This window comes from Cupriavidus sp. FW305-27, from assembly GCF_058787995.1.
This window is the reverse complement of sequence record NZ_JBYTAG010000098.1, coordinates 1-20,379: the sequence shown is the minus strand read 5'-3', so window position 1 is coordinate 20,379 and position 20,379 is coordinate 1. Positions and strand designations below refer to the sequence as shown.

General features: G+C 66.7%; 19 protein-coding genes. 7 read left to right on the top strand and 12 right to left on the bottom strand.

Going from position 1 to position 20,379, the window contains the following annotated elements; translation table 11 throughout:
• The coding region (gene recG / locus AC3WRI_RS30895) for an ATP-dependent DNA helicase RecG (RefSeq protein WP_492294762.1) at positions 1 to 1,864 on the bottom strand (1,864 nt) is incomplete at its 3' end.
• 221 nt (positions 1,865 to 2,085) lie between these two features.
• On the opposite strand from recG, the gene queA reads away from it, so the two are divergent.
• From queA to secF, 5 genes are all read left to right on the top strand, one after another.
• On the top strand, positions 2,086 to 3,144 hold the full coding sequence (queA, locus tag AC3WRI_RS30890) for a tRNA preQ1(34) S-adenosylmethionine ribosyltransferase-isomerase QueA (protein ID WP_492294760.1): 1,059 nt from the start codon (positions 2,086 to 2,088) through the stop codon (positions 3,142 to 3,144).
• A gap of 17 nt (positions 3,145 to 3,161) precedes the next feature.
• Positions 3,162 to 4,292 (top strand): tRNA guanosine(34) transglycosylase Tgt, encoded by a 1,131-nt coding sequence (tgt, locus tag AC3WRI_RS30885; RefSeq protein WP_010815060.1) that lies wholly within the window; start codon positions 3,162 to 3,164, stop codon positions 4,290 to 4,292.
• 220 nt (positions 4,293 to 4,512) lie between these two features.
• Positions 4,513 to 4,839: a preprotein translocase subunit YajC gene (gene yajC, locus AC3WRI_RS30880; RefSeq protein ID WP_010815061.1), complete on the top strand. Its 327-nt coding sequence runs from the start codon at positions 4,513 to 4,515 to the stop codon at positions 4,837 to 4,839.
• Positions 4,840 to 5,048: 209 nt separating this feature from the next.
• Positions 5,049 to 6,920, top strand: a complete 1,872-nt coding sequence (secD, locus tag AC3WRI_RS30875) for a protein translocase subunit SecD (protein WP_010815062.1) — start codon at positions 5,049 to 5,051, stop codon at positions 6,918 to 6,920.
• A 40-nt stretch (positions 6,921 to 6,960) separates the two neighbouring features.
• Positions 6,961 to 7,932 carry a protein translocase subunit SecF gene (gene secF, locus AC3WRI_RS30870; protein ID WP_011615997.1) on the top strand — a complete coding sequence of 324 codons (972 nt, stop codon included), beginning with the start codon at positions 6,961 to 6,963 and terminating at the stop codon, positions 7,930 to 7,932.
• A 116-nt stretch (positions 7,933 to 8,048) separates the two neighbouring features.
• Here the strand turns inward: secF and AC3WRI_RS30865 are convergent, their stop codons facing one another.
• From AC3WRI_RS30865 to purB, 9 genes are all read right to left on the bottom strand, one after another.
• The gene (locus AC3WRI_RS30865) at positions 8,049 to 8,537 is read right to left on the bottom strand and encodes a TetR/AcrR family transcriptional regulator (RefSeq protein ID WP_051398494.1); all 489 of its coding nucleotides are present in this window, start codon (positions 8,535 to 8,537) and stop codon (positions 8,049 to 8,051) included.
• 38 nt (positions 8,538 to 8,575) lie between these two features.
• Complete coding sequence (locus AC3WRI_RS30860; RefSeq protein WP_010815065.1) at positions 8,576 to 9,583, bottom strand: response regulator; 1,008 nt, start codon at positions 9,581 to 9,583, stop codon at positions 8,576 to 8,578.
• A complete protein-coding gene (locus AC3WRI_RS30855; RefSeq protein ID WP_010815066.1) occupies positions 9,580 to 10,713 on the bottom strand; it encodes a hybrid sensor histidine kinase/response regulator in 1,134 nt (377 codons plus the stop codon). The genes AC3WRI_RS30860 and AC3WRI_RS30855 overlap by 4 nt, the downstream gene beginning before the upstream one ends.
• A gap of 6 nt (positions 10,714 to 10,719) precedes the next feature.
• Complete coding sequence (locus AC3WRI_RS30850; RefSeq protein WP_492294758.1) at positions 10,720 to 12,057, bottom strand: sensor histidine kinase; 1,338 nt, start codon at positions 12,055 to 12,057, stop codon at positions 10,720 to 10,722.
• Positions 12,058 to 12,062: 5 nt separating this feature from the next.
• Positions 12,063 to 13,466 (bottom strand): class I SAM-dependent methyltransferase, encoded by a 1,404-nt coding sequence (locus AC3WRI_RS30845; protein WP_011616000.1) that lies wholly within the window; start codon positions 13,464 to 13,466, stop codon positions 12,063 to 12,065.
• 349 nt (positions 13,467 to 13,815) lie between these two features.
• Positions 13,816 to 14,406, bottom strand: coding sequence for a YceI family protein (locus AC3WRI_RS30840; RefSeq protein ID WP_010815069.1), 591 nt, complete (start codon positions 14,404 to 14,406; stop codon positions 13,816 to 13,818).
• An 83-nt stretch (positions 14,407 to 14,489) separates the two neighbouring features.
• A complete protein-coding gene (locus AC3WRI_RS30835; protein WP_010815070.1) occupies positions 14,490 to 15,059 on the bottom strand; it encodes a YceI family protein in 570 nt (189 codons plus the stop codon).
• A 68-nt stretch (positions 15,060 to 15,127) separates the two neighbouring features.
• Positions 15,128 to 15,682 (bottom strand): cytochrome b, encoded by a 555-nt coding sequence (locus tag AC3WRI_RS30830; RefSeq protein ID WP_011616001.1) that lies wholly within the window; start codon positions 15,680 to 15,682, stop codon positions 15,128 to 15,130.
• 284 nt (positions 15,683 to 15,966) lie between these two features.
• Positions 15,967 to 17,343 (bottom strand): adenylosuccinate lyase, encoded by a 1,377-nt coding sequence (gene purB, locus AC3WRI_RS30825; RefSeq protein ID WP_011616002.1) that lies wholly within the window; start codon positions 17,341 to 17,343, stop codon positions 15,967 to 15,969.
• A gap of 375 nt (positions 17,344 to 17,718) precedes the next feature.
• On the opposite strand from purB, the gene AC3WRI_RS30820 reads away from it, so the two are divergent.
• Positions 17,719 to 18,333 carry a glutathione S-transferase C-terminal domain-containing protein gene (locus AC3WRI_RS30820; RefSeq protein ID WP_010815073.1) on the top strand — a complete coding sequence of 205 codons (615 nt, stop codon included), beginning with the start codon at positions 17,719 to 17,721 and terminating at the stop codon, positions 18,331 to 18,333.
• Between the two features lie 63 nt (positions 18,334 to 18,396).
• Here the strand turns inward: AC3WRI_RS30820 and mnmA are convergent, their stop codons facing one another.
• Together mnmA and AC3WRI_RS30810 are read right to left on the bottom strand one after the other, a co-directional pair.
• Positions 18,397 to 19,482: a tRNA 2-thiouridine(34) synthase MnmA gene (gene mnmA / locus AC3WRI_RS30815; protein WP_010815074.1), complete on the bottom strand. Its 1,086-nt coding sequence runs from the start codon at positions 19,480 to 19,482 to the stop codon at positions 18,397 to 18,399.
• Positions 19,479 to 19,982, bottom strand: coding sequence for an NUDIX hydrolase (locus AC3WRI_RS30810; protein ID WP_037023515.1), 504 nt, complete (start codon positions 19,980 to 19,982; stop codon positions 19,479 to 19,481). The genes mnmA and AC3WRI_RS30810 overlap by 4 nt, the downstream gene beginning before the upstream one ends.
• A 287-nt stretch (positions 19,983 to 20,269) precedes the next feature.
• Between AC3WRI_RS30810 and AC3WRI_RS30805 the strand changes: the two genes are divergently transcribed.
• A partial coding sequence (locus AC3WRI_RS30805; RefSeq protein WP_492294763.1) for a hypothetical protein occupies positions 20,270 to 20,379 on the top strand: 110 nt, incomplete at its 3' end.

Below are 20,379 nucleotides of genomic sequence, written 5' to 3'. Positions count from 1 at the left end.
CCACCCGCCCGCGCAGCTGGTGCAGCTGCGCCAGGCCGAAGCGCTCGGCGTGCTCGATCACCATCAGCGAGGCATTGGGCACGTCCACGCCCACTTCGATCACGGTGGTGGCCACCAGCACCTGCATGCGGTTGGCGCTGAAGTCGTCCATCACCGCGGCCTTCTCGGCCGGCGGCAGGCGCCCGTGCACCAGGCCCACGCGCAGGTCGGGCAGCGCGGCCACCAGCGTTTCATAGGTCTCCACCGCGGTCTGCAGCTGCAGCGCCTCGCTTTCCTCGATCAGCGGACACACCCAGTAGACCTGGCGGCCTTCGGCGGCGGCGTGATGGATGCGTCCGATCACTTCGTCGCGCCGCTCGTCGTTGACCAGGCGCGTGACGATGGGGGTGCGGCCCGGCGGCAATTCATCGATCACCGACACATCGAGGTCGGCGTAGTAAGTCATGGCGAGCGTGCGCGGGATCGGCGTGGCCGACATCATCAACTGGTGCGGCACGGTCTCGGCCGCGGTTGCCGCTGAATCGGGGGTATCGGCGGCACCGGCCTTGCCGCGCAGCGCCAGCCGCTGCGCCACGCCGAAGCGGTGCTGCTCGTCGACCACCGACAGCCCCAGTTTGGCAAAGCGCACGGTGTCCTGGATCAGCGCGTGGGTGCCGATCACCAGCTGCGCCTGGCCCGATTCCACGCGCGCCGCGGCCTCGCGCTTGTCGCGTGCCTTCTGGCTGCCGGCCAGCCACGCCACCGGCACGCCCAGCGGCTCCAGCCATGCGGACAGCTTGCGGTAGTGCTGCTCGGCCAGGATTTCGGTGGGCGCCATCAAAGCGGCCTGGTAGCCGGCATCGATCGCCTGGCAGGCCGCCAGCGCGGCGACGATGGTCTTGCCGCTGCCCACGTCGCCCTGCAGCAGCCGGTGCATCGGGTGCGGGCGCGTCATGTCGGCAGCGATTTCTTCCACCACGCGCTGCTGCGCCCCGGTCAGCCGGAACGGCAACGCAGCCAGGAAGCGCGTCAGCAGGCCGCCCTCGCGGCGCGGCATGGTCGGCGCGGTCTTTTCGCGCCGCGCCGCGTGCGCGCGCCGCAGCGAGATCTGCTGCGCCAGCAGCTCGTCGAACTTGATGCGCTGCCAGGCCGGGTGCGAGCGGTCGGCCAGCGCGGCCTCGCTCTCCTGCGGCGACGGCGCGTGCAGCAACCGCAGGCAGTCGGCCAGCGGGCGCAGGTGCAGGCGTGCCAGCGGCCCGTCCAACACCGCCCGCGGCAGCGTCTCGGGCATGGGCGTGCGCGACAGCGTGCCGCCGATGGCCTTGCGCAGATAGGCCTGCGGGATGCCGGCGGTGGACGGATACACCGGCGTCAGGCGGTCGGGCAGCGCTTCGCCGGGCACCACCGGGCGCACCGTCGGGTGGACCATCTCGGCGCCGAAGAAGCCGCCGCGCACCTCGCCGCGCACGCGCAGGCGCACGCCTTCGGCCATCTGCTTGGTCTGGTTGCCGTAGAAGTTGAGGAAGCGCAGCGTCAGCTCGCCGCTGTCGTCGGCGATCTTGACCACCAGCTGGCGGCGCGGCCGGAACGTGACTTCGTTGGAGATGACCTCGCCTTCCACCTGCGCCGGCAGCCCGAGCCCGGCGCGGTGGATCGCCTCGGCGATCGGCGCCAGCGTGGTCTCGTCCTCATAGCGCATCGGCAAGTGCAGCACCAGGTCGACGGGACGGCGCAGGCCGAGCTTGGCCAGGCGCGCGGCCGCGGAAGACGTGCCGGAGGCGGCGGCCTTGCCCCTGGCTTCGCCGGCCTTGCCGCGCGCGGGCGCCGCCGTTTCCTTGGCGGCGTCGGCGGGGTCGTGGATCGGTTCAGCGGCGGTTCCGGGCATCGGCGAAAAAGTTGGCAGCGGTCGCTCTCGTGCTGCGGGGTTGGCTGGCGCGGCGCCGGCGAATAGCCGGCATCAAGCCTGGCCCGGCGGCAAGCGCGCCCGTGGCCTTACAATATCGGATTCGCCGATTGTACCCATGCCGGCTGCCACCACGGGCAGCGGAGTGCCGTTTTGTGCCCCGCTCCGGCCTGCATGGGATCGCGCAGCCCGCCGCTCCCACGATGTTGACGCTTTCCGATTTCGATTTCCCGCTGCCGCCAGAACTGATTGCCCAGAGCGCGCTGCCCGACCGCAGCGCGAGCCGGCTGCTGGTGGTCGAACGGCTGGCCCCGGCCGACACCGCCGACGCGGTGCGCATGGTCGACCGCGCCTTCAGCGACATCGTCGACTACCTGCGTCCCGACGACTTGCTGGTCTTCAACGACACCCGCGTGATCAAGGCGCGCTTCTTCGGCCACAAGCCCAGCGGCGGCAAGATCGAGGTGCTGGTCGAGCGCGTGGTCGACAGCCACACCGTGCTGGCCCAGGTGCGCGCCTCCAAGACCCCGACCGAGGGCAGCATACTGCACCTGGCCGACGGCGCCTTCGCCGTCACCGTGGGCCCGCGTGTGGACCAGTTCTTCACGCTGCGCTTCCCCGAACCGGCGCTGGACCTGATCGAGCGCTACGGCCGCCTGCCGCTGCCGCCATATATCAGGCACGACCCGGACGCCTACGACGAGACCCGCTACCAGACCGTCTACGCGCGCAGCCCGGGCGCGGTGGCCGCACCCACTGCGGGCCTGCATTTCGACGATGCGCTGTTCGCGCGGCTCGATGCCGCCGGCGTGCGGCGCGCCTTCCTGACGCTGCACGTGGGCGCCGGCACCTTCCAGCCGGTGCGCACCGAGAACCTGGCCGAGCACAAGATGCACTCGGAGTGGTACGCCGTCTCCGCAGACCTGGCCCAGGCCGTGCGCGACACCCGCGCACGCGGCGGCCGCGTGATCGCGGTCGGCACCACCTCGCTGCGCGCGCTGGAATCGGCCGCGCAGGCCGACGGCACGCTCGCCGCCGGCAGCGGCGACACCGATATCTTCATCACCCCCGGCTACCGCTTCCGCCTGGTCGATGCCCTGATCACCAACTTCCACCTGCCCAAGTCGACGCTGCTGATGCTGGTGTCGGCACTGGCCGGCGTGGAAGCCATCCGCGCCGCCTACCGCCATGCGGTCGAGCAGCGCTACCGTTTCTTCAGCTACGGCGACGCCATGCTGCTGACCCGCCAGCCCGGCGCCTGAATCCAGAATCACAAGCCATGCTCAACTTCGAACTCATCACCACCGACGGCAACGCCCGCCGCGGCCGCGTCACGCTGAACCACGGCGTGGTCGAGACGCCGATCTTCATGCCGGTCGGCACCTACGGCTCGGTCAAGGCGATGTCGCCGCTGGAACTGAACGAGATTGGCGCGCACATCATCCTGGGCAATACCTTCCACCTGTGGCTGCGCCCCGGGTTGGACGTGGTCAACGCCCACGAGGGCCTGCACAAGTTTATCGGCTGGGACAAGCCGATCCTGACCGATTCCGGTGGCTTCCAGGTGTTTTCGCTCGGCGATCTGCGCAAGATCACTGAAGATGGCGTCACGTTCGCATCTCCGGTCAATGGCGACAAGCTTTTCCTGTCGCCCGAGATCTCGATGCAGATCCAGCGCACGCTGAACTCCGACATCGTGATGCAGTTCGATGAGTGCACGCCGTACGAGATCGACGGCCGCGCCGCCACGCACGAGGAAGCGGCCAAGTCGATGCGCATGAGCCTGCGCTGGGCCAAGCGCTCGCGCGACGAGTTCGAGCGCCTGGCCAACCCCAACGCGCTGTTCGGCATCGTCCAGGGAGGCATGTACGAAGACCTGCGCGACGAATCGCTGGCCGGCCTGTCCGAGCTGGACTTCCACGGCTTTGCCATCGGCGGGCTGTCGGTGGGCGAGCCCAAGGAAGACATGATGCGCGTGCTCGAGCACGTCGCGCCGCGCCTCCCGGCCCACAAGCCGCACTACCTGATGGGCGTGGGCACGCCCGAAGACCTGGTCGCCGGCGTCGCCGCCGGGGTGGACATGTTCGACTGCGTGATGCCCACCCGCAACGCACGCAACGGCTGGCTCTTCACCCGCTTCGGCGACGTCAAGATCAAGAACGCGGCGCACCGCAACGATCCGCGCCCGCTCGATGAAAGCTGCGCCTGCTACACCTGCCGCAACTTCTCGCGCGCCTACCTGCACCACCTGCACCGCGTAGGCGAGATCCTGGGCGCGCGCCTCAATACCATCCACAACCTGCACTACTACCTGCAACTGATGCGCGAGATGCGCGAAGCCATCGAGCACCACCGCTTTGCCGACTTCCGGCGCCAGTTCGCCGCTGACCGCGCCCGCGGCACGCAGTGACAATGCCCGCTGGCGCGAACTTTTGCGCTGCCGGCGGTCGAATAGCCGGGTCATCCGGGGGCGAGCCGCGATCCGGAGCGCCCGGCCTTGCCGCCCCTGCCGCAAGTTGTCCCGGGCGCACCCGAACAAACCCGTATTCCGCCCTAGAATGCCAAGGGTGGGCGGAATGCGAATGGTAGAATGATCGATTATTTGACTAATTTTGTGACGGAGAATCAACGTGCTGATTTCTAACGCATTTGCCCAGACCACCGGTACCGGCGGCGCGGCTGGCGGCCTGATGAGCTTCCTGCCCATCATCCTGATGTTTGGCGTGCTGTGGTTCATCATGATCCGCCCGCAGATGAAGCGTCAGAAGGAAGCCAAGGCAATGCTCGAAGCGCTGGCCAAGAACGACGAAGTCGTGACCGCCGGCGGCATCCTGGGCAAGGTGACCAAGGTCACCGACCAGTACGTCAGCCTGGAAATCGCCGAAGGCACGGAAATCACCGTGCAGAAGAACGCCGTGACGACGGTGCTGCCGAAGGGCTCGCTGAAGGCGCTCTGATCCACCGATCGCGCGCGCGACTCCCGCCTTTGTCTTTTCCGGCATGCCCGTTCGCGCATGCCCCGGCAGCCGCCTGATCCAGCCCGACGAAGCCCCCGTGGCTTCGATCCGTGGTTGCCAGGCGGCTGTTTGCCAAACCGGTTCGGCCCCGCCGACGTGGTGCGCCACGCCAGCGCCGGCCCCGCCAACCGCTGAATGACTGGCCAGAGATGAATCGTTATCCGCTTTGGAAATACCTCGTGATCCTGGTGGCCCTGGCCATCGGCATCATCTATACCTTGCCGAATTTCTTCGGCGAGGCGCCTGCGGTGCAGGTGTCCTCGGGCAAGGCCACGGTCAAGGTCGACCTGTCGATGCAGAAGCAGGTCGAAGAGATCCTGGCACAGAACCAGCTGCAGCCTGACGGCGTCTTCTTTGATATTTCCGGCCAGTCCGGCTCGGTCAAGGCGCGCTTCCGCACCACCGACGAGCAGCTCAAGGCCAAGGACATCCTGTCGCGCACGCTCAACCCCGACGCGGCCGACCCCACCTATGTGGTCGCGCTGAACCTGCTGTCGGGCTCGCCGCGCTGGCTGACCGCCATGCACGCGCTGCCGATGTACCTGGGCCTGGACTTGCGCGGCGGCGTGCACTTCCTGCTGCAGGTCGACATGAAGGGCGCGGTCGACAAGAAGCTCGACAGCCTGGGCGGCGACGCGCGCACCCTGCTGCGCGACAAGAGCATCCGCCACGGCGGCATCGACCGCGATGGCGAGCGCCTGACGGTGCGCTTCAACAACGCCGACGACGCCAACCGCGCGCGTCCGCTGCTGGCCGACAACCTGCGCGAAGTCGCCTTCGCCATGGACGGCAACAATATCGTCGGCACCTTCACCGAAGCCGCCCGCAAGGCCGTGCAGGATGCCGCGGTCAAGCAGAACATCACCACGCTGCACAACCGCGTCAATGAGCTTGGCGTGGCCGAGCCGGTGATCCAGCAGCAAGGCGCCGACCGCATCGTGGTGCAGCTGCCCGGCGTGCAGGACACCGCCAAGGCCAAGGACATCATCGGCCGCACCGCCACGCTCGAAGCCCGCCTGGTCGACAACGACGCGCCGCGCAGCCCGCGCCCGGGCGACCCGATCCCGTTCGGCAGCGAGCTCTTCACGCAAGGCAACGGCGCCCCGGTGGTGCTGAAGAAGCAGGTCATCTTCACCGGCGACCGCATTGAAAGTGCCTCGGCCGGCTTCGACCAGAACCAGCAGCCTTCGGTCAACATCAAGCTCGACGCCCAGGGCGGACGCGTGCTGCGCGACGTCTCGCGCGAGAATCTGAAGAAGCCGATGGCGATCGTGCTGTTCGAAAAGGGCAAGGGCGAAGTGCTGACGGTGGCGACGATCCAGTCCGAACTGGGCTCCAGCTTCCAGATCACCGGCTCCTACTCCACCGAAGCCGCCAACGACCTGGCGCTGCTGCTGCGCGCCGGCTCGCTGGCCGCGCCGATGGAGATCATCGAAGAGCGCACCATCGGCCCGTCGCTGGGCGCGGACAACATCCAGAAGGGTTTTGACTCGGTCGCCTACGGCTTTGCCGCCATCGGCGTGTTCATGATCCTGTACTACATGCTGTTCGGCGTGTTCTCGGTGGTGGCGCTGGGCGTGAACCTGCTGCTGCTGATCGCGGTGCTGTCGATGCTGCAGGCCACGCTGACGCTGCCGGGCATTGCCGCCATCGCGCTGGTGCTGGGCATGGCCATCGACGCCAACGTGCTGATCAACGAGCGCATCCGCGAGGAACTGCGCGCGGGCGCGTCGCCGCAGATGGCGATCGCGGTCGGCTTCGACCGCGCCTGGGCCACCATTCTGGACTCCAACGTGACCACGCTGATCGCCGGCCTGGCACTGCTGGCCTTTGGTTCGGGCCCGGTGCGCGGCTTTGCCGTGGTGCACTGCCTGGGCATCCTGACCTCGATGTTCTCGGCGGTGTTCTTCAACCGCGGCCTGGTCAACCTCTGGTACGGCCGCAAGAAGAAGCTGCAGAGCGTGGCCATCGGCCAGATCTGGAAGCCGGGCAACACCACCGACACGCCGGTCGCCAAGTAAGGCGAGCAGCAACAACTAGCAGTACAGAACAGGATTCAACATGGAATTCTTCCGCATCCGGCGCGACATTCCGTTCATGAAGCACGCGTTGGTCTTCAACGTGATTTCCTTCCTGACGTTTGCCGCAGCCGTGTTCTTCCTCTGGCACAAGGGCCTGCACCTGTCGATCGAATTCACCGGCGGCACGGTGATGGAAGTCAGCTACCAGCAGACCGCCGACCTGGAAAAGATCCGCGGCCAGGTGGGCAAGCTGGGCTATACCGACGTGCAGGTGCAGAACTTCGGCACCTCGCGCGACGTGATGATCCGCCTGCCGCTGCAGAAGGGCGCGGACGGCAAGCCCGTCACCTCGGCCCAGCAGAGCGAGCAGGTGATGGCCTCGCTGCAGGCGGCCTCGCCTGACGTGAAGCTGCAACGGGTGGAGTTCGTCGGCCCGCAGGTGGGCAAGGAACTGGCCACCGACGGCCTGCTGGCGCTGCTGTGCGTGGTGGCCGGCATCGTGATCTACCTGTCGTTCCGCTTCGAATGGAAGTTCGCGGTGGCGGGCATCATCGCCAACCTGCACGACGTGGTCATCATCCTGGGCTTCTTCGCCTACTTCCAGTGGGAATTCTCGCTGTCGGTGCTGGCGGCGATCCTGGCGGTGCTGGGCTATTCGGTCAACGAATCGGTGGTGATCTTCGACCGGATCCGCGAGAACTTCCGCAAGTTCCGCAAGATGAGCACCCACGAGATCATCGACAACGCGATCACCAGCACCATCTCGCGCACCATCATCACCCACGGCTCGACCCAGATGATGGTGCTGTCGATGTTCTTCTTCGGTGGCCCCACGCTGCACTACTTTGCCCTGGCACTGACGGTCGGCATCTTGTTCGGCATCTACTCGTCGGTGTTCGTGGCCGCGGCGCTGGCGATGTGGCTGGGCGTCAAGCGCGAGGACCTGGTCAAGGGCGAGAAGAAGTCCGACTCGACCGACCGCAACGACCCCAACTACGGCGCGCAGGCCTGACGGCTTGCCGCCCACGAAAACAAAGGCGCCCCGGGCGCCTTTGTTTTTTTCCGCGGCCGGCCGGTGTTATGCCTGGCCTGACCAGCGTGAGCGCGCTCCCGCGGGCGGGGCCGGCATCAGCGGCTCGCGGTCCTGTCCCGGCTCGGGCTCGGGGATGGGGCGGCCGGAATCGCGCCATTCCACGGCGGCGGCAAGACCGTAGCGCTCGGCATACTCCTTGAACCAGATCCCTTCGGGCGAATGTCGCGTGATGCCGCGGCGCGGGCCCGCGCCGGCGTTGCGTCGCCGGCGGGCTTTGCCGGGGGCGGGACATCGCCGGTGGCCGCGCGCACGTATTGCTGCAACTGGAGCAGGGACTCGCCCAGCACCGCGGCGTAAAGGACTTCGATGTTCTCGAAATACAGATAGAGGGTCGCCGGGGCGATGCCGGCCGCCAACGCGATCCGCCTGGCGGACGCTGCCTCGAGTCCCGCGGAAACCAGGATGGTTCGAGCCGCCTCGACAATCGCTGCGCGCTGCGTATCGACGTTCTGCGCGGAGCGCGCGGGCCGCCCCCTGCGCCTGGCGGCTACGGCAGCGGCCGCACCGATCGTCTTGCTTGCCATGTCAGCCTGCACCTCACCGGCTACAGCCCGGCTCCATGTCAACGTTGCTCGGCAAAGCGCTCGATCCACGCCGCCAACCGGTCGGCCGCGAAGAACTCGGTACGCTGGCCGGCACGGCACAGGATGGCGTCGCCATCGCGCGCAAACTGCAGCGCACCGCCGGCCTCGTCCAGCCACAGCAGGCTGGCCAGCCACGCCGCATGCGCGGCAGACACCGGCGCGCCCACCGGCTGCACCAGGTACTCGGCCAACGTGGCCGGCGCGGTCCAGACCACGGTATCGCCATCGCGGCGCACCACCTCGCTGCCCAGCGCGTCGGCGATCACCGCGACGGCATCGGCCGCCCCCTTGCCCGCGTTGGCGCTGCGCAGGCCCGCCAGGCGCGTGCCGACGGCATGGCCGAAGCTGCCGCTGCGCTCGGCCTCGGCCCGCACCAGGTCGGCGTAGTCCATGCGCTGCCAGTCCGGCTCGACGCTGCCCGCGCCGGCCAGGTCGACCGCCGCGAGGTAGGTCTCCACCGGCTGGAAACGGCCCGGCCCGATCAGGCTGGCGCACAGCGCATGCACCATGCCGATGCGCGAGGCCACGGTCTGGGTCTGCAGCACGGACAGCTTCTCGCGCAGCAGCTGGTCGCGTTCCTTGCGCAGGCCGGCCAGTTCCAGCGCCTGCTTCAGCTCCATGCGCAGCGCGGTGATGTCCCACGGCTTCTTGATGTAGCGGTGGATCTGCCCCTGGTTGACCGCCTCGACGGTCTGGTCGAGCTCCGAATACGCGGTGGTCAGGATGCGCACGATATGCGGGTAGCGCTCGCGCGCGTAGCGCAGCAGTTCGTTGCCATACTCGCCCGGCATGCGCTGGTCCGACACCAGCACCGCAAGGCTGTCTGCGTGGGCGTCGAGCAAGGCCTTGCCCTCTTCAACGGAGCCGCCGGTGGCCACCGGTGCCAGCGCCCCGATGGCACGCTGGAAATACTTGACTGCAGTCGCTTCGTCATCGACGAACAGAATCGCCGGGGGTGGTGCCTGCGTGGCATTCGGTTCGGTCATCGGTCACTCCTATGCTTTCGACTCTTGAAACTTGGAAAGTCCAGCGTCACCGTCGTGCCGGCACCGGATGCGGATTCGATCCGGATGCCGCCGCCAAACGACTGCATGACGCGGTTGCAGAAAATCATGCCCAGGCCGCTGCCGCCGGCACTGGCGTGGGTGGTGACCGGGTCGACCAGCAACCGCTCCATCACTTCCGGCGCAATCCCCGGCCCGTTGTCGCAGATGCGGATTTCCGGGCGCGGCTGCGCCACCACCACAAAGCGCAACGCCGGCGTGCCGACACTGCCCAGCGCCCGCAGCGCGTTGCTCATCACCGAGGAGAGCACCAGCGCCACGCAGTTGGGCAGCGTCTGCACCGGGAAATCGCCGTGCATCTCCACCTGCACCCAGCTGCGCTGGTCGCCTGCGAACGGGTAGCTGTCCAGCAGCGAAGTGACCAGCGAGCCGGCGCTGACCTCGGCGCCGGCATCGGGCCGCGCCGGCGTGCTGCCGGCACTGTTGCGCACCGACTGCAGGAACGACGACAGCACCGCCAGGCAATACTGGGCGTTGTCGTACATGGCGCTGGCCGCCTGGCCGATCTCGGCCTGGCGCTGCGCACTGTACTCGCCGGCGACACGTCCGCGGATGCCGTGGGCAAAGTTGGCGATGGCAGCCAGCGGGGTATTCAGCTCATGCGCCAGGAAGGCCAGGGTCTCGTCGATCGCCATCAGCCGGTGCTGGCGCAGGGTGCGCTCGCGGTGGCGCTCGGCGGCGCCTGCCAGCACCTCGCGCAGGTCGGCCACGCTCAGCGGCTTTTCCAGGATGCGGAAGACTTCGCCGCTGTTGACCGTTTCCAGCAGCACATCCTTGTCGGCATAGGCGGTGACCAGGATGCGCACGATCTGCGGGTATTCCTGCGCCACCTGGCGCAGCAGCTGGCCGCCGTCGCGCCCGGGCATGCGGAAGTCGGTCACCAGCACCGCCACGCGGGCGGGGTCCGCGCGCAGCACCGCCAGGGCCTCGTCGGCGCTGTCTGCCACCAGCACCTCATAGTCGCTGCCGGCGGCCCGGGCGAAATACTTGCGCGCCATCTCCTCGTCGTCGACATAGAGGACGGCAAGCCGTGCCTGCTTCGCTTCGCTCATGGCTGGTTACTCCGCACGCGGCAGGTCGAAGCTGAACGCGGTCCACTGGCCCAGTTCGCTCTCGGCATACAGCTGCCCGCCGTGGCGTTCCACCACCGCGTAGCTGATCGACAGGCCCAGGCCAAGCCCCTGCCCCACCTCGCGCGTGGTGAAGAACGGCTCGAACACGCGCGCCAGGTTTTCCTGGGGGATGCCAGGGCCGTTGTCGCGCACCATGACGTGCAGGCGGTGGTTGTCCCAGCGGGCCGTGGTATGGATCGCAGGCGTGGCCGTGCCCGCCTTGCGCATGGCCAGCGCGGCATTCGAGAACAGGTTGATCAGCACGCCGATGATGGCCGCCTCGTCGCCCAGCACCAGGGTGTCGGCAGGCAGTTCGCGGCTGAGGCTGACCCCGCGCAGCTCATGCGCGGTCAGGCGGATCGACGAATCGAGCGCCTTCTCGAACAGGAACGGCGTGCCTTCCACCTCGGCGCCCGGCTTGCGGTAGGCAAAGGTCTTGAGGTCGGAGACGATATGCTGGATGCGCTGCATCCCCTGCTTGGCGTCGACCAGGCACTCTTCCAGCGAAGGGTTCTCCTTGGCCTGTGGCTCTTCCATCGCCACTTCGATCGCCATCAGGCAGAAGTTGACCGGGTTGTTCACCTCGTGCAGCAGCCCCGCCGCCAGCGTACCGATGGCGGCCATCTTCTCCTGCTGCAGCATCTGGCCCTTGATGTCGGCCAGCCGGCGGTTGATGTCGGCAAGCTCGTCGTTCTTGTGCGCCAGCTCTTCCTTGAGCCGGATCAGGTGGAAGTGGCCGCGCTCGTTCATGAACGTGTAGACCGCGCTGGCCACGATCGAGAACATGATGAACAGCGAATTGACGGTGAAGTGCGCGCGCTGCGCCAGGCCATCGGGGTGGATCAGGCAGGCGCCGAGGTAGAGCAGGTAAGTGACCACGCCAAAGCCGATGGTCTGCCACAGGCCCATGGGCATGGCGATGCCGACCGCGAAGATGACCAGGTTCAGCCCGGCATAGTAGATGGACGAGGCGCCGTCGGTGGTGGCGATCATCCATGTGATCATCATCTGCGGCAGCAGCAGCCAGGCCAGCGTGAGCGGCTGCACGAAGCGCCGGCCGGCCTGGTTGGCCAGCAGCAGGAAGATCAGCCCGATCAGGACCGAGACCACCAGGCGGGCGACAAAGAACTGCAGCTGGTGGCTGGGATAGATCCCGTAGTCGAGCCCGACGCCGGCCATCACCAGCACGATGGCCGTCAGCGCGCCGGCCCGGCTCGAGACCAGGCGAAACTCGCGCAGGTCAGCCTCGTACGGGGAATACCTGCTCGCAGTCCGTTTCAGCATGGTGGTCAGGCCTTGGCCGGATCAGTCACGATCGCTTCCACAAACACGTTGACGCCGGTCGGGTCGACGTAGGTGCGGCCGTCGCGCGTATTGGCCGGCAGCAAAGACTGCATGCCGGCCTCATCGCGGTAGATCAGGTACCACTCCAGCATATGTTCCATGCTGTACCGTTCCGGGTTGTCGACGTGGACGTTGGTGGCCAGGATGCGCCCCTCGGGATGGGTGCGCGTGGAGAAATAGCTCAGCAGGCGCGCGCAGACGCGGTCGGACAGGTAGTCGAACAGGCCGGCGCAGTAGACCCCGTCGAACTCGCGCAGCGACGGATCGTGGTCGATCCGGCGCTTGAGCAGTTCATGCACCGAGTGGTGGACATATTCCACCTCGACCTTCGCATTGGCCTTGCGGCAGCTCTCTTCGATGCGCCCGCGCGCGTAGTCCAGCGTTTCCTGGCTGAAGTCGAGCAGCTGGAACGACAGCCAGTGCGGCTCGGGGTATTCGGTAATGAAGCGGTTGATCTCGACCGCCGGGCCACAGCCCACGTTGAGCAGCCGGAACGGCTTGCCCGCGGCCCGGGCCTGCTCGGCCATGCGCACCAGGAAATCGACCAGCAGGTTGATGCGGTTGCGGTGGGCAGCGGCCACGGACGACTGCAGGAAGGTTGCGTTGACGATCTGGAAGTAGGTGCTGGGGCCCTGGCGCGGATCCGACAGGATCTGGTTGACCATTTCGTAGTCGCCGGCATAGCCGAGCGGCTTGGTATAGGTCCGGAACACGAACGGTGAGCGCAGCAGCAAGGGATGCAGCGCCGCCTGCGTGAAGGTGCGGTGCATCACGGTGTCTTCTTCCGGCACGTGCGCGGCTTCGCCGTCGAGCCGCGCGGAATATTCGCGGATCTTCAGTGCGATCGGGGTGGCCAGCTCCTCGAACACGTCCATGCGCAGCGTATCGCCTTCCTTGGGCAGCGTGCTGGTCATGTCGACCTGCTCCACCCAGCGCGACACCTCGGACAGGAACGCGCGCATTTCATTGACCACGATCTGGTAGTCGGGCCGGATATTGAAGCGCTCATTCCAGTCCTGCACGAACCGCTGCGACTCGCGCGCGACCGACTTGGGCTCGTTGTCCAGGTTGCTCAGTTCCAGCCACTCGTCGATCAGCGTCAGCGACACCACCGCGGTCAGGCCGGTGTTCACCAGGCTCATGACCACGGCCTTGCCGAGGTAGGCATTCTTCGAGCCCATGCGGACGCTGAGTTCGCTCAGCACCTCACTGACCTGCACGATCGAATACGGGTTGTAGATCTCCATCACCAGGGACTTTCTCTGGAGATTGACAATCGTGCCCCGCACCTGCTCGCCCTGCGAGTTGCGGAAACTAACTACCGGATCGATTTGCGTTTTGGAATACACGGTATTGCGCCAGGGAAAACCGAGAAACGCTGCGGGCCATACAGCCAGGGCAGAACGGCCGGGTACAGCATGAGGGGCGAGGAGGTCGCGGGGGTGGCTACCGGTATCGGGACATGCAGCGAATGCTCATAGTGATGCGCTTTAGCCGGTTGCGGGCATGGCTGCCCCCGCCTTGGCAGGAGTAGCAATGCCACGATCAAGGAGGGATTGCCGCGGGCCATTGTACTGTGCCCGTCGGGGGTCGTACAACCAAGTGCCCTGGCAGGCGCCTGAATCATACCGGCCAATAAAAAAGGCCGGCATTGCCGGCCTTGACTGCCTGGAAGCCCGGCGCAGCGGGCTGGCACGCTCAGTCCGCGCGCACGCCTTCCACCTGGATGGCAAGCTTGACCTCGGGCTTGAAGCCCATCTTCACGCCGTAGTCCAGGCCGAAGTCGGCACGGTTGAAATGGCCCACGGCGTCGGCGCCGCAGGCTTCGCGCTTGAGCATCGGGTGCTGGATGCACTTGAAATCGCGGATTTCCAGCTTGACCGGCTTGGACACGCCGCGCAGCGTCAGCATGCCGTCAACCTCGGTCGGCACGTCACCCTTGAACTTGGAGAACTTGCCCTTGTAGACGGCCTCGGGGAAGGCTTCCACGTCGAACATGTCCGGGCCCTTGGCGTGCTGGTTCAGCTTGGCATTGCCGAAATCGATCGAAGCCGGGTCGATCTTGACCTCGACCGAGCCCGCCTTGGCGGCACGGTCCAGCGTGACCACGCCGCTGGACTTGTCGAACTTGCCGCGCCAGGTCGACAGGCCGCCCAGGTGGTCGGCCTCGAAGCTCGGGTAGGTGTGGGTCGGATCGAGGTTGTAGGTCACGGTATTGGCCGAAGCCACGCCGAAGGCGGCGGTTGCGGAAATGGCCGCGACGGCGGCAACGAGGGAACGCAGTTTCATGGAATCTCCCGACAAATCAGGTTGGGGCGGAACGTTCTCACGAACGCCGATTGGGTACGTCAGCGGAATGCCGGCCTTGCTTGTTACTTCTTGGCCAGCACGATACGGAATTTGATCTGCACGTCGTCGGCCACCACGGAAGTGTCCTTCCACTCGCCGTCGCCGATATTGAAGACCGTGCGCTTGATCGGCAGCGCGCCCTCGAACACCTGCACGGCGCCTTCCTGGCGGTAGGTGGCGGGCACCACCACGTCAACGGTCTTGCCCTTGATGGTCAGCTTGCCGGCCACGTCGTACTTGCCCGGCGTGCCGTTCTTGATGCTGGTGGACTGGAACACGGCCTTGGGGTACTTGGCGGCGTCGAACCAGTCCTTGCCCTTCACTTCCTTGGTGGTCTCGGCGTCGCCGATCTCGAAGCTGGACACATCGATCTCGACCTTGGCCGACGAGGTCGCCAGCTTGGCCGGGTCGAAGCTGACCGCGGCATCGAACTTCCTGAACTTGCCTTCCATCGGCACACCGATCTGGCGCGCGACCGCGGTCACCGAGCTCTTGGCGGCGTCAACCTGCGCCCAGGCCAGGTTGGCTGCGATGCCGGAGGCGGCCAGGACGGCGGCGATGACGAGCGAGCCGCGGCGGGAATTGCGTTTCATCTCAAAAAACTCCTGTCAGGGTCGGCGCAGCGCGCCGCGGTACGGAAAAAGTTGGCCGGGGCGGCGCCTCAGCGCAGGAACGGCAGCATCCGGCCCAGCGTGCCGTCGCGGTCGACGAACTGGTGCTTGACCGCCGCCGCCGCATGGACAACGACCACCGCCGCCATCAGGTAGTTCAGCCAGATATGGACAAACTTGAGTATTTCTTTCAGTTCGTCGTTCTTCTCCAGCAGCGCCGGCATCTTCCACAGGCCCAGGTAGACCACCGGCACGCCCGCGGCCGAGCTGTACAGGTAGCCGCTGATAGGAACGGTCACGATCAGCAGGTACAGCAGGTGATGGGCGCCGGCCGCGGCTTTGGCCTGCCAGGCCGGCGTGCCGGGCGCCACCGGCGGTGCCGCATGGGTTGCACGCCACAGCACGCGCAGCACGGCAACCGCGAAGATCGTCACGCCCAGCCACTTGTGCCAGGAGTAGAGCTTGAGCTTGGTCGGCGTCAGCCCCGGAATGCCGGTCATGTACAGGCCGAGCCCGAACGCGGCGAAGATCGCCAGCGCAATGACCCAGTGCAAGGCGATCGCGGTGGCACCGTAGCCGGTGGGGGCGTTGGCGGTAGAACGCATCGGATTCCTCTCGCCCCGCGCAGGAGCGTTTCACAATTTTGGGGAAGGCACCGGCGGGGGCTGGCCCGCCCGTGCGCTTACGATTCTCGCATTATTGCGGCGGGCTGTGCGCCGATGAAGGACAGTCCTTCATTAAGTTATTCAAATGCTTTGAAGTGACATTCTGTCGCAAGCGGCACAAAGCCGCAGTGACCTGCCCGCCGCGCTGCGCCAGAAAAGCAAAAAGCCATCCTCGCGGATGGCTTTTGCAGCACGTCGCCCCGGTTCAGGGGCGAAATGTGGCGTCAGATGCGCTCGGCCAGCACCACGGCCTTGCCGATGTAGCTGGCGGGCGTCATGCCCAGCAGCAGCTTCTTGGCGTCGTCGGGGATCGCCAGGCCGTTGATGAAGGTCTGCAGCGCCTCGCGCGAGATGCCCTTGCCGCGGGTCAGCTCCTTGAGCTGCTCGTACGGGTTGGGCACGCCGAAGCGGCGCATCACGGTCTGCACCGGCTCGGCCAGCACCTCCCAGCAGTTGTCCAGGTCTTCGTCCAGGCGCTCGGGGTTGGTTTCCAGCTTGCCCAGGCCACGCAGGCAGGCCTCATAGGCCAGCAGGCTGTAGCCGAAGGCCACGCCGATATTGCGCAGCACGGTCGAATCGGTCAGGTCGCGCTGCCAGCGCGACAGCGGCAGCTTCTCGGACAAGTGGCGCAGCACGGCGTTGGCCAGGCCCAGGTTGCCTTCGGAGTTCTCGAAGTCGATCGGGTTGACCTTGTGCGGCATGGTCGACGAGCCGATTTCGCCGGCCTTGGTCTTCTGCTTGAAGTAACCCAGCGAGATATAGCCCCAGACGTCGCGGTTCAGGTCGAGCAGGATGGTGTTGGCGCGGGCGATCGCGTCGAACAGCTCGGCCATGTAGTCGTGCGGCTCGATCTGGATGGTGTACGGGTTGAAGACCAGGCCCAGGCGGGTCTCGATCACCTGCTTCGAGAAGGCTTCCCAGTCGAAGCTCGGGTAGGCCGACAGGTGCGCGTTGTAGTTGCCCACCGCGCCGTTCATCTTGCCCAGCAGCTCGACCTGCTCGATGCGCTGGATCGCGCGCGCCAGGCGCGCGGCCACGTTGGCCATTTCCTTGCCCAGCGTGGTCGGGCTGGCCGGCTGGCCGTGGGTGCGCGACAGCATCGGCTGCGCGGCATTGAGCTTGGCCAGCTCGACCAGGCGGGCGTGCACGCGCTTGAGCGCCGGCACCACCACGCCTTCGCGGGCGCCCTTGAGCATCATGCCGTGCGAGGTGTTGTTGATGTCTTCCGAGGTGCAGGCGAAGTGGATGAACTCGCTGGCGGCTTCCAGCTCGGCGTTGCCCTTGACCTGTTCCTTGAGCCAGTACTCGACCGCCTTGACGTCATGGTTGGTGACGGCTTCGATTTCCTTGATGCGGGCGGCGTCGGCCTCGCTGAACTTGTCCACCAGCGCCAGCAGCGCGGCCTCGGAGGCGGCCGAGAACTTGGGCATGTCGGGCAGGCCGGCCTGCGCCAGCGCGATCAGCCAGTGCACCTCGACCTTGACGCGGTTGCGCATGAACGCGGCCTCGGACAGCCATTCGCGCAGCGCATCGGCCTTGGCGGCGTAACGGCCATCGATCGGGGACAGGGCGGTGAGCGGCGAAAGCGAAGAGGAGGTCATGCTGGAAACCGGGAAAAGGGAGGCAATGGAAGAAGGCGACGAACAAGAAGCGCCGCGGGGGCTGGCGCTGTCAGCGTTGGCGGCGGGAGGGACCGGAAAAGCGACCTTATGCGGCCGGATGCGTCCAAAACGCCGCGCCGGCAGGCCCGCCGGCGCTGCGCAACGGGGGATTTTACCACCCCTGCCCCGGCTCCGGGCAGCGGTAAAGCGCCGCCGCGGGGCATCGGTGCGCAAGCCCGCATTCGCCATGCACCACGGGTATACTCGCGCACGCCGTTCCAGTAGCCTGTTATGAAGTGCATCGGGCAAGCCGCGCGCCCCACCGCCGCTGCCACAGAGCGACGATGCACTTCATAACAAGCTCAAGGGGAGAATATGAAGCTGTATGCATCCCGGACCAGTCCCTACGCGCGCAAGGTGCGCGTGGTGATGGCGGAGAAAAAGATCGAGTGCCAGCTCATCGAAGAGGATGTCTGGTCGCCCGAGACCAGGATCGGCCAGTTCAACCCGCTCGGCAAAGTGCCTTGCCTGGTCATGGAAGACGGCGGCGCAATCTTCGATTCGCGCGTGATCGTCGAATATGTCGACACCTTGACGCCGGTCAGCCGGTTGATCCCGCAGGGCGGGCGCGAGCGCCTGGAAGTCCGCTGCTGGGAGGCGCTGGCCGACGGCCTGCTCGACGCAGCGCTGCTGGTGCGCCTGGAGGCCACCCAGCGCGAGCCGCATGAGCGCAGCGAACGCTGGGTGCAGCGCCAGCGCGGCAAGATCGATGCGGCGCTGGTGGCCATGGCGCACGGCCTGGCCGACCGCCCCTTCTGCACCGGCACGCACTATTCGCTGGCCGACGTGGCGGTGGGCTGCGCGCTGTCCTACCTGGATTTCCGCTTCCCCGAGATCGCCTGGCGCGAGCGCCATCCCAACCTGGCGGCGCTGGAGGAAAAGCTGTCCAAGCGCCAGTCGTTTATCGATACGGAACCGCCGCGCGGCTGATCCACAGCGGCCGACAAGAAAACACCCGCCTCGAGCGGGTGTTTTTTCGTGCAGCGGCAGCGCTTACTGGATGATGCCGCCGCCCAGGCAGATGTCACCGTCATACAGCACCGCCGACTGCCCGGGCGTGACCGCCCATTGCGCCTCGGCAAACCGGAGCGTCAGCGCGTCGCCGTCCACCGCCTGCACCGTGCAGGCCGCATCGCTCTGGCGGTAGCGCGTCTTGGCCGCCATCGCCGCGCCCGCGGCGGGCGGCTCGCCGGCCACCCAGGACAGGTCCGACGCGGTCAGCACCGGCGTCAGCAGCCACGGGTGGTCGTGGCCCTGCACCACGTAAAGCGTATTGTTCGCCATATCCTTGCGCGCCACATACCAGGCGTCGCCGTTGCCCTCGCGGCTGCCGCCCAGGCCGATGCCCTTGCGCTGGCCCAGCGTGTAGAAGGCGAGGCCGATATGCTCGCCCACGACCTTGCCCTCGGGCGTCTTCATCGGGCCCGGCTTGGTCGGCAGGTAGCGGTTCAGGAAATCGCGGAACGGACGCTCGCCGATAAAGCAGATGCCGGTGGAGTCCTTCTTCTTCGCGTTCGGCAGGCCGATCTCGGCGGCGATCTCGCGCACGCGCGTCTTGGGGATCTCGCCCAGCGGGAACAGCGTGCGCGACAGCTGCGCCTGGTTCAGCCGGTGCAGGAAGTAGCTCTGGTCCTTGGTATGGTCGAGCGCCTTGAGCAGCTCGAACCGGCCGGCCGCGTTCTGCCGCACACGCGCATAGTGGCCGGTGGCGATGGTTTCCGCGCCCAGCGACATGGCATGGTCGAGGAAGGCCTTGAACTTGATCTCGGCATTGCACAGCACGTCGGGGTTGGGCGTGCGCCCGGCGGAGTATTCGCGCAGGAAGTCGGCAAAGACCCGGTCCTTGTACTCGGCGGCAAAGTTGACCGCCTCCACGTCGACGCCGATCAGGTCGGCCACCGAGACCACGTCCAGCCAGTCCTGGCGCGTTGAACAGTACTCGCTGTCGTCATCGTCCTCCCAGTTCTTCATGAACAGGCCGATGACCTCGTAGCCCTGCTGCTTGAGCAGCCACGCGGTGACCGACGAATCGACCCCGCCCGACATGCCCACCACGACACGTTTTCCGGCACCACTCACGGCTGCGCTCCAAGCGGGACGGCCGCGGCCAGCGCCGACGGGTGCGTGTACAAGGCGTCCAGCGCAAAGCGCTTGCCGGCCAGGTAGTCGTTGACACAGGCCATCACCAGCGGCGTACGGTGACGCTCCGTGCAGGCGCGCAGTTCTTCCGCGCTCATCCAGACCGTGCGCACGATGCCGGTGTCGAGCTGGCGGCCCGCATCGAGCGAGCCCAGGTCGCCGGTAAAGGCAAAGCGCACATAGGTCACATCGGTGCCGGTGCGCGACGACAGCGAACGGCCCATGTAGCAGCCCAGCAGCGCGCGCGGCTCAAAGGTGTGCGCGGTCTCTTCCAGGGTTTCGCGGATCACTGCGCGGATCAGGCTCTCGCCCGGGTCCAGGTGCCCGGCGGGCTGGTTCAGGCGCAGCCCGTCGGCGGTTTCCTCTTCGACCAGCAGGAAGCGTCCGCCGCGCTCGATCACGGCGGCAACGGTCACGCTGGCATTCCAGTCACTTGACATGATGCTCAATTTTTAGGCAATCCCGCATTCTACCGGTTGCGGGCCCATCGTGCAGCGCCGCCGGCCCGCCATGGCCCCCGGCCGGTAAGCCAGGCTGGTGCTGGAATGGCGGCTGCAACTCCCTCTTTGGCGGTCGCCGCAAAAGCCGACCGGCCGGTCACCATTGAACGTCAGATTCCTGTAAGCTGCGAAAAAATTGTTGCGCTGCGGCTTAAGCTTGCGGCGCGCACGGGCCAGACGTCGGTCCGCCCAACCACACAAGACGCCAGCTAAAGGAGAAATTGACGATGTACATCGGCATCCCGCAGGAGACGCGGGCCGGCGAGACTCGCGTCGCCGCCACCCCGGAGACAGTCAAGAAGTACGTCGCCCAGGGCCACAAGGTGGTCGTGCAGGC

Excerpts from the sequence above, each read along its gene's own strand:
- queA (WP_492294760.1), top strand. The coding sequence starts at position 2,086 with ATGTTGACGCTTTCCGATTTCGATTTCCCGCTGCCGCCAGAACTGATT.
- tgt (WP_010815060.1), top strand. The coding sequence starts at position 3,162 with ATGCTCAACTTCGAACTCATCACCACCGACGGCAACGCCCGCCGCGGC.
- secD (WP_010815062.1), top strand. The coding sequence starts at position 5,049 with ATGAATCGTTATCCGCTTTGGAAATACCTCGTGATCCTGGTGGCCCTG.
- secF (WP_011615997.1), top strand. The coding sequence starts at position 6,961 with ATGGAATTCTTCCGCATCCGGCGCGACATTCCGTTCATGAAGCACGCG.
- AC3WRI_RS30865 (WP_051398494.1), bottom strand. The coding sequence starts at position 8,537 with ATGGCAAGCAAGACGATCGGTGCGGCCGCTGCCGTAGCCGCCAGGCGC.
- AC3WRI_RS30860 (WP_010815065.1), bottom strand. The coding sequence starts at position 9,583 with ATGACCGAACCGAATGCCACGCAGGCACCACCCCCGGCGATTCTGTTC.
- AC3WRI_RS30855 (WP_010815066.1), bottom strand. The coding sequence starts at position 10,713 with ATGAGCGAAGCGAAGCAGGCACGGCTTGCCGTCCTCTATGTCGACGAC.
- AC3WRI_RS30850 (WP_492294758.1), bottom strand. The coding sequence starts at position 12,057 with ATGCTGAAACGGACTGCGAGCAGGTATTCCCCGTACGAGGCTGACCTG.
- AC3WRI_RS30840 (WP_010815069.1), bottom strand. The coding sequence starts at position 14,406 with ATGAAACTGCGTTCCCTCGTTGCCGCCGTCGCGGCCATTTCCGCAACC.
- AC3WRI_RS30835 (WP_010815070.1), bottom strand. The coding sequence starts at position 15,059 with ATGAAACGCAATTCCCGCCGCGGCTCGCTCGTCATCGCCGCCGTCCTG.
- AC3WRI_RS30830 (WP_011616001.1), bottom strand. The coding sequence starts at position 15,682 with ATGCGTTCTACCGCCAACGCCCCCACCGGCTACGGTGCCACCGCGATC.
- purB (WP_011616002.1), bottom strand. The coding sequence starts at position 17,343 with ATGACCTCCTCTTCGCTTTCGCCGCTCACCGCCCTGTCCCCGATCGAT.
- AC3WRI_RS30820 (WP_010815073.1), top strand. The coding sequence starts at position 17,719 with ATGAAGCTGTATGCATCCCGGACCAGTCCCTACGCGCGCAAGGTGCGC.
- AC3WRI_RS30810 (WP_037023515.1), bottom strand. The coding sequence starts at position 19,982 with ATGTCAAGTGACTGGAATGCCAGCGTGACCGTTGCCGCCGTGATCGAG.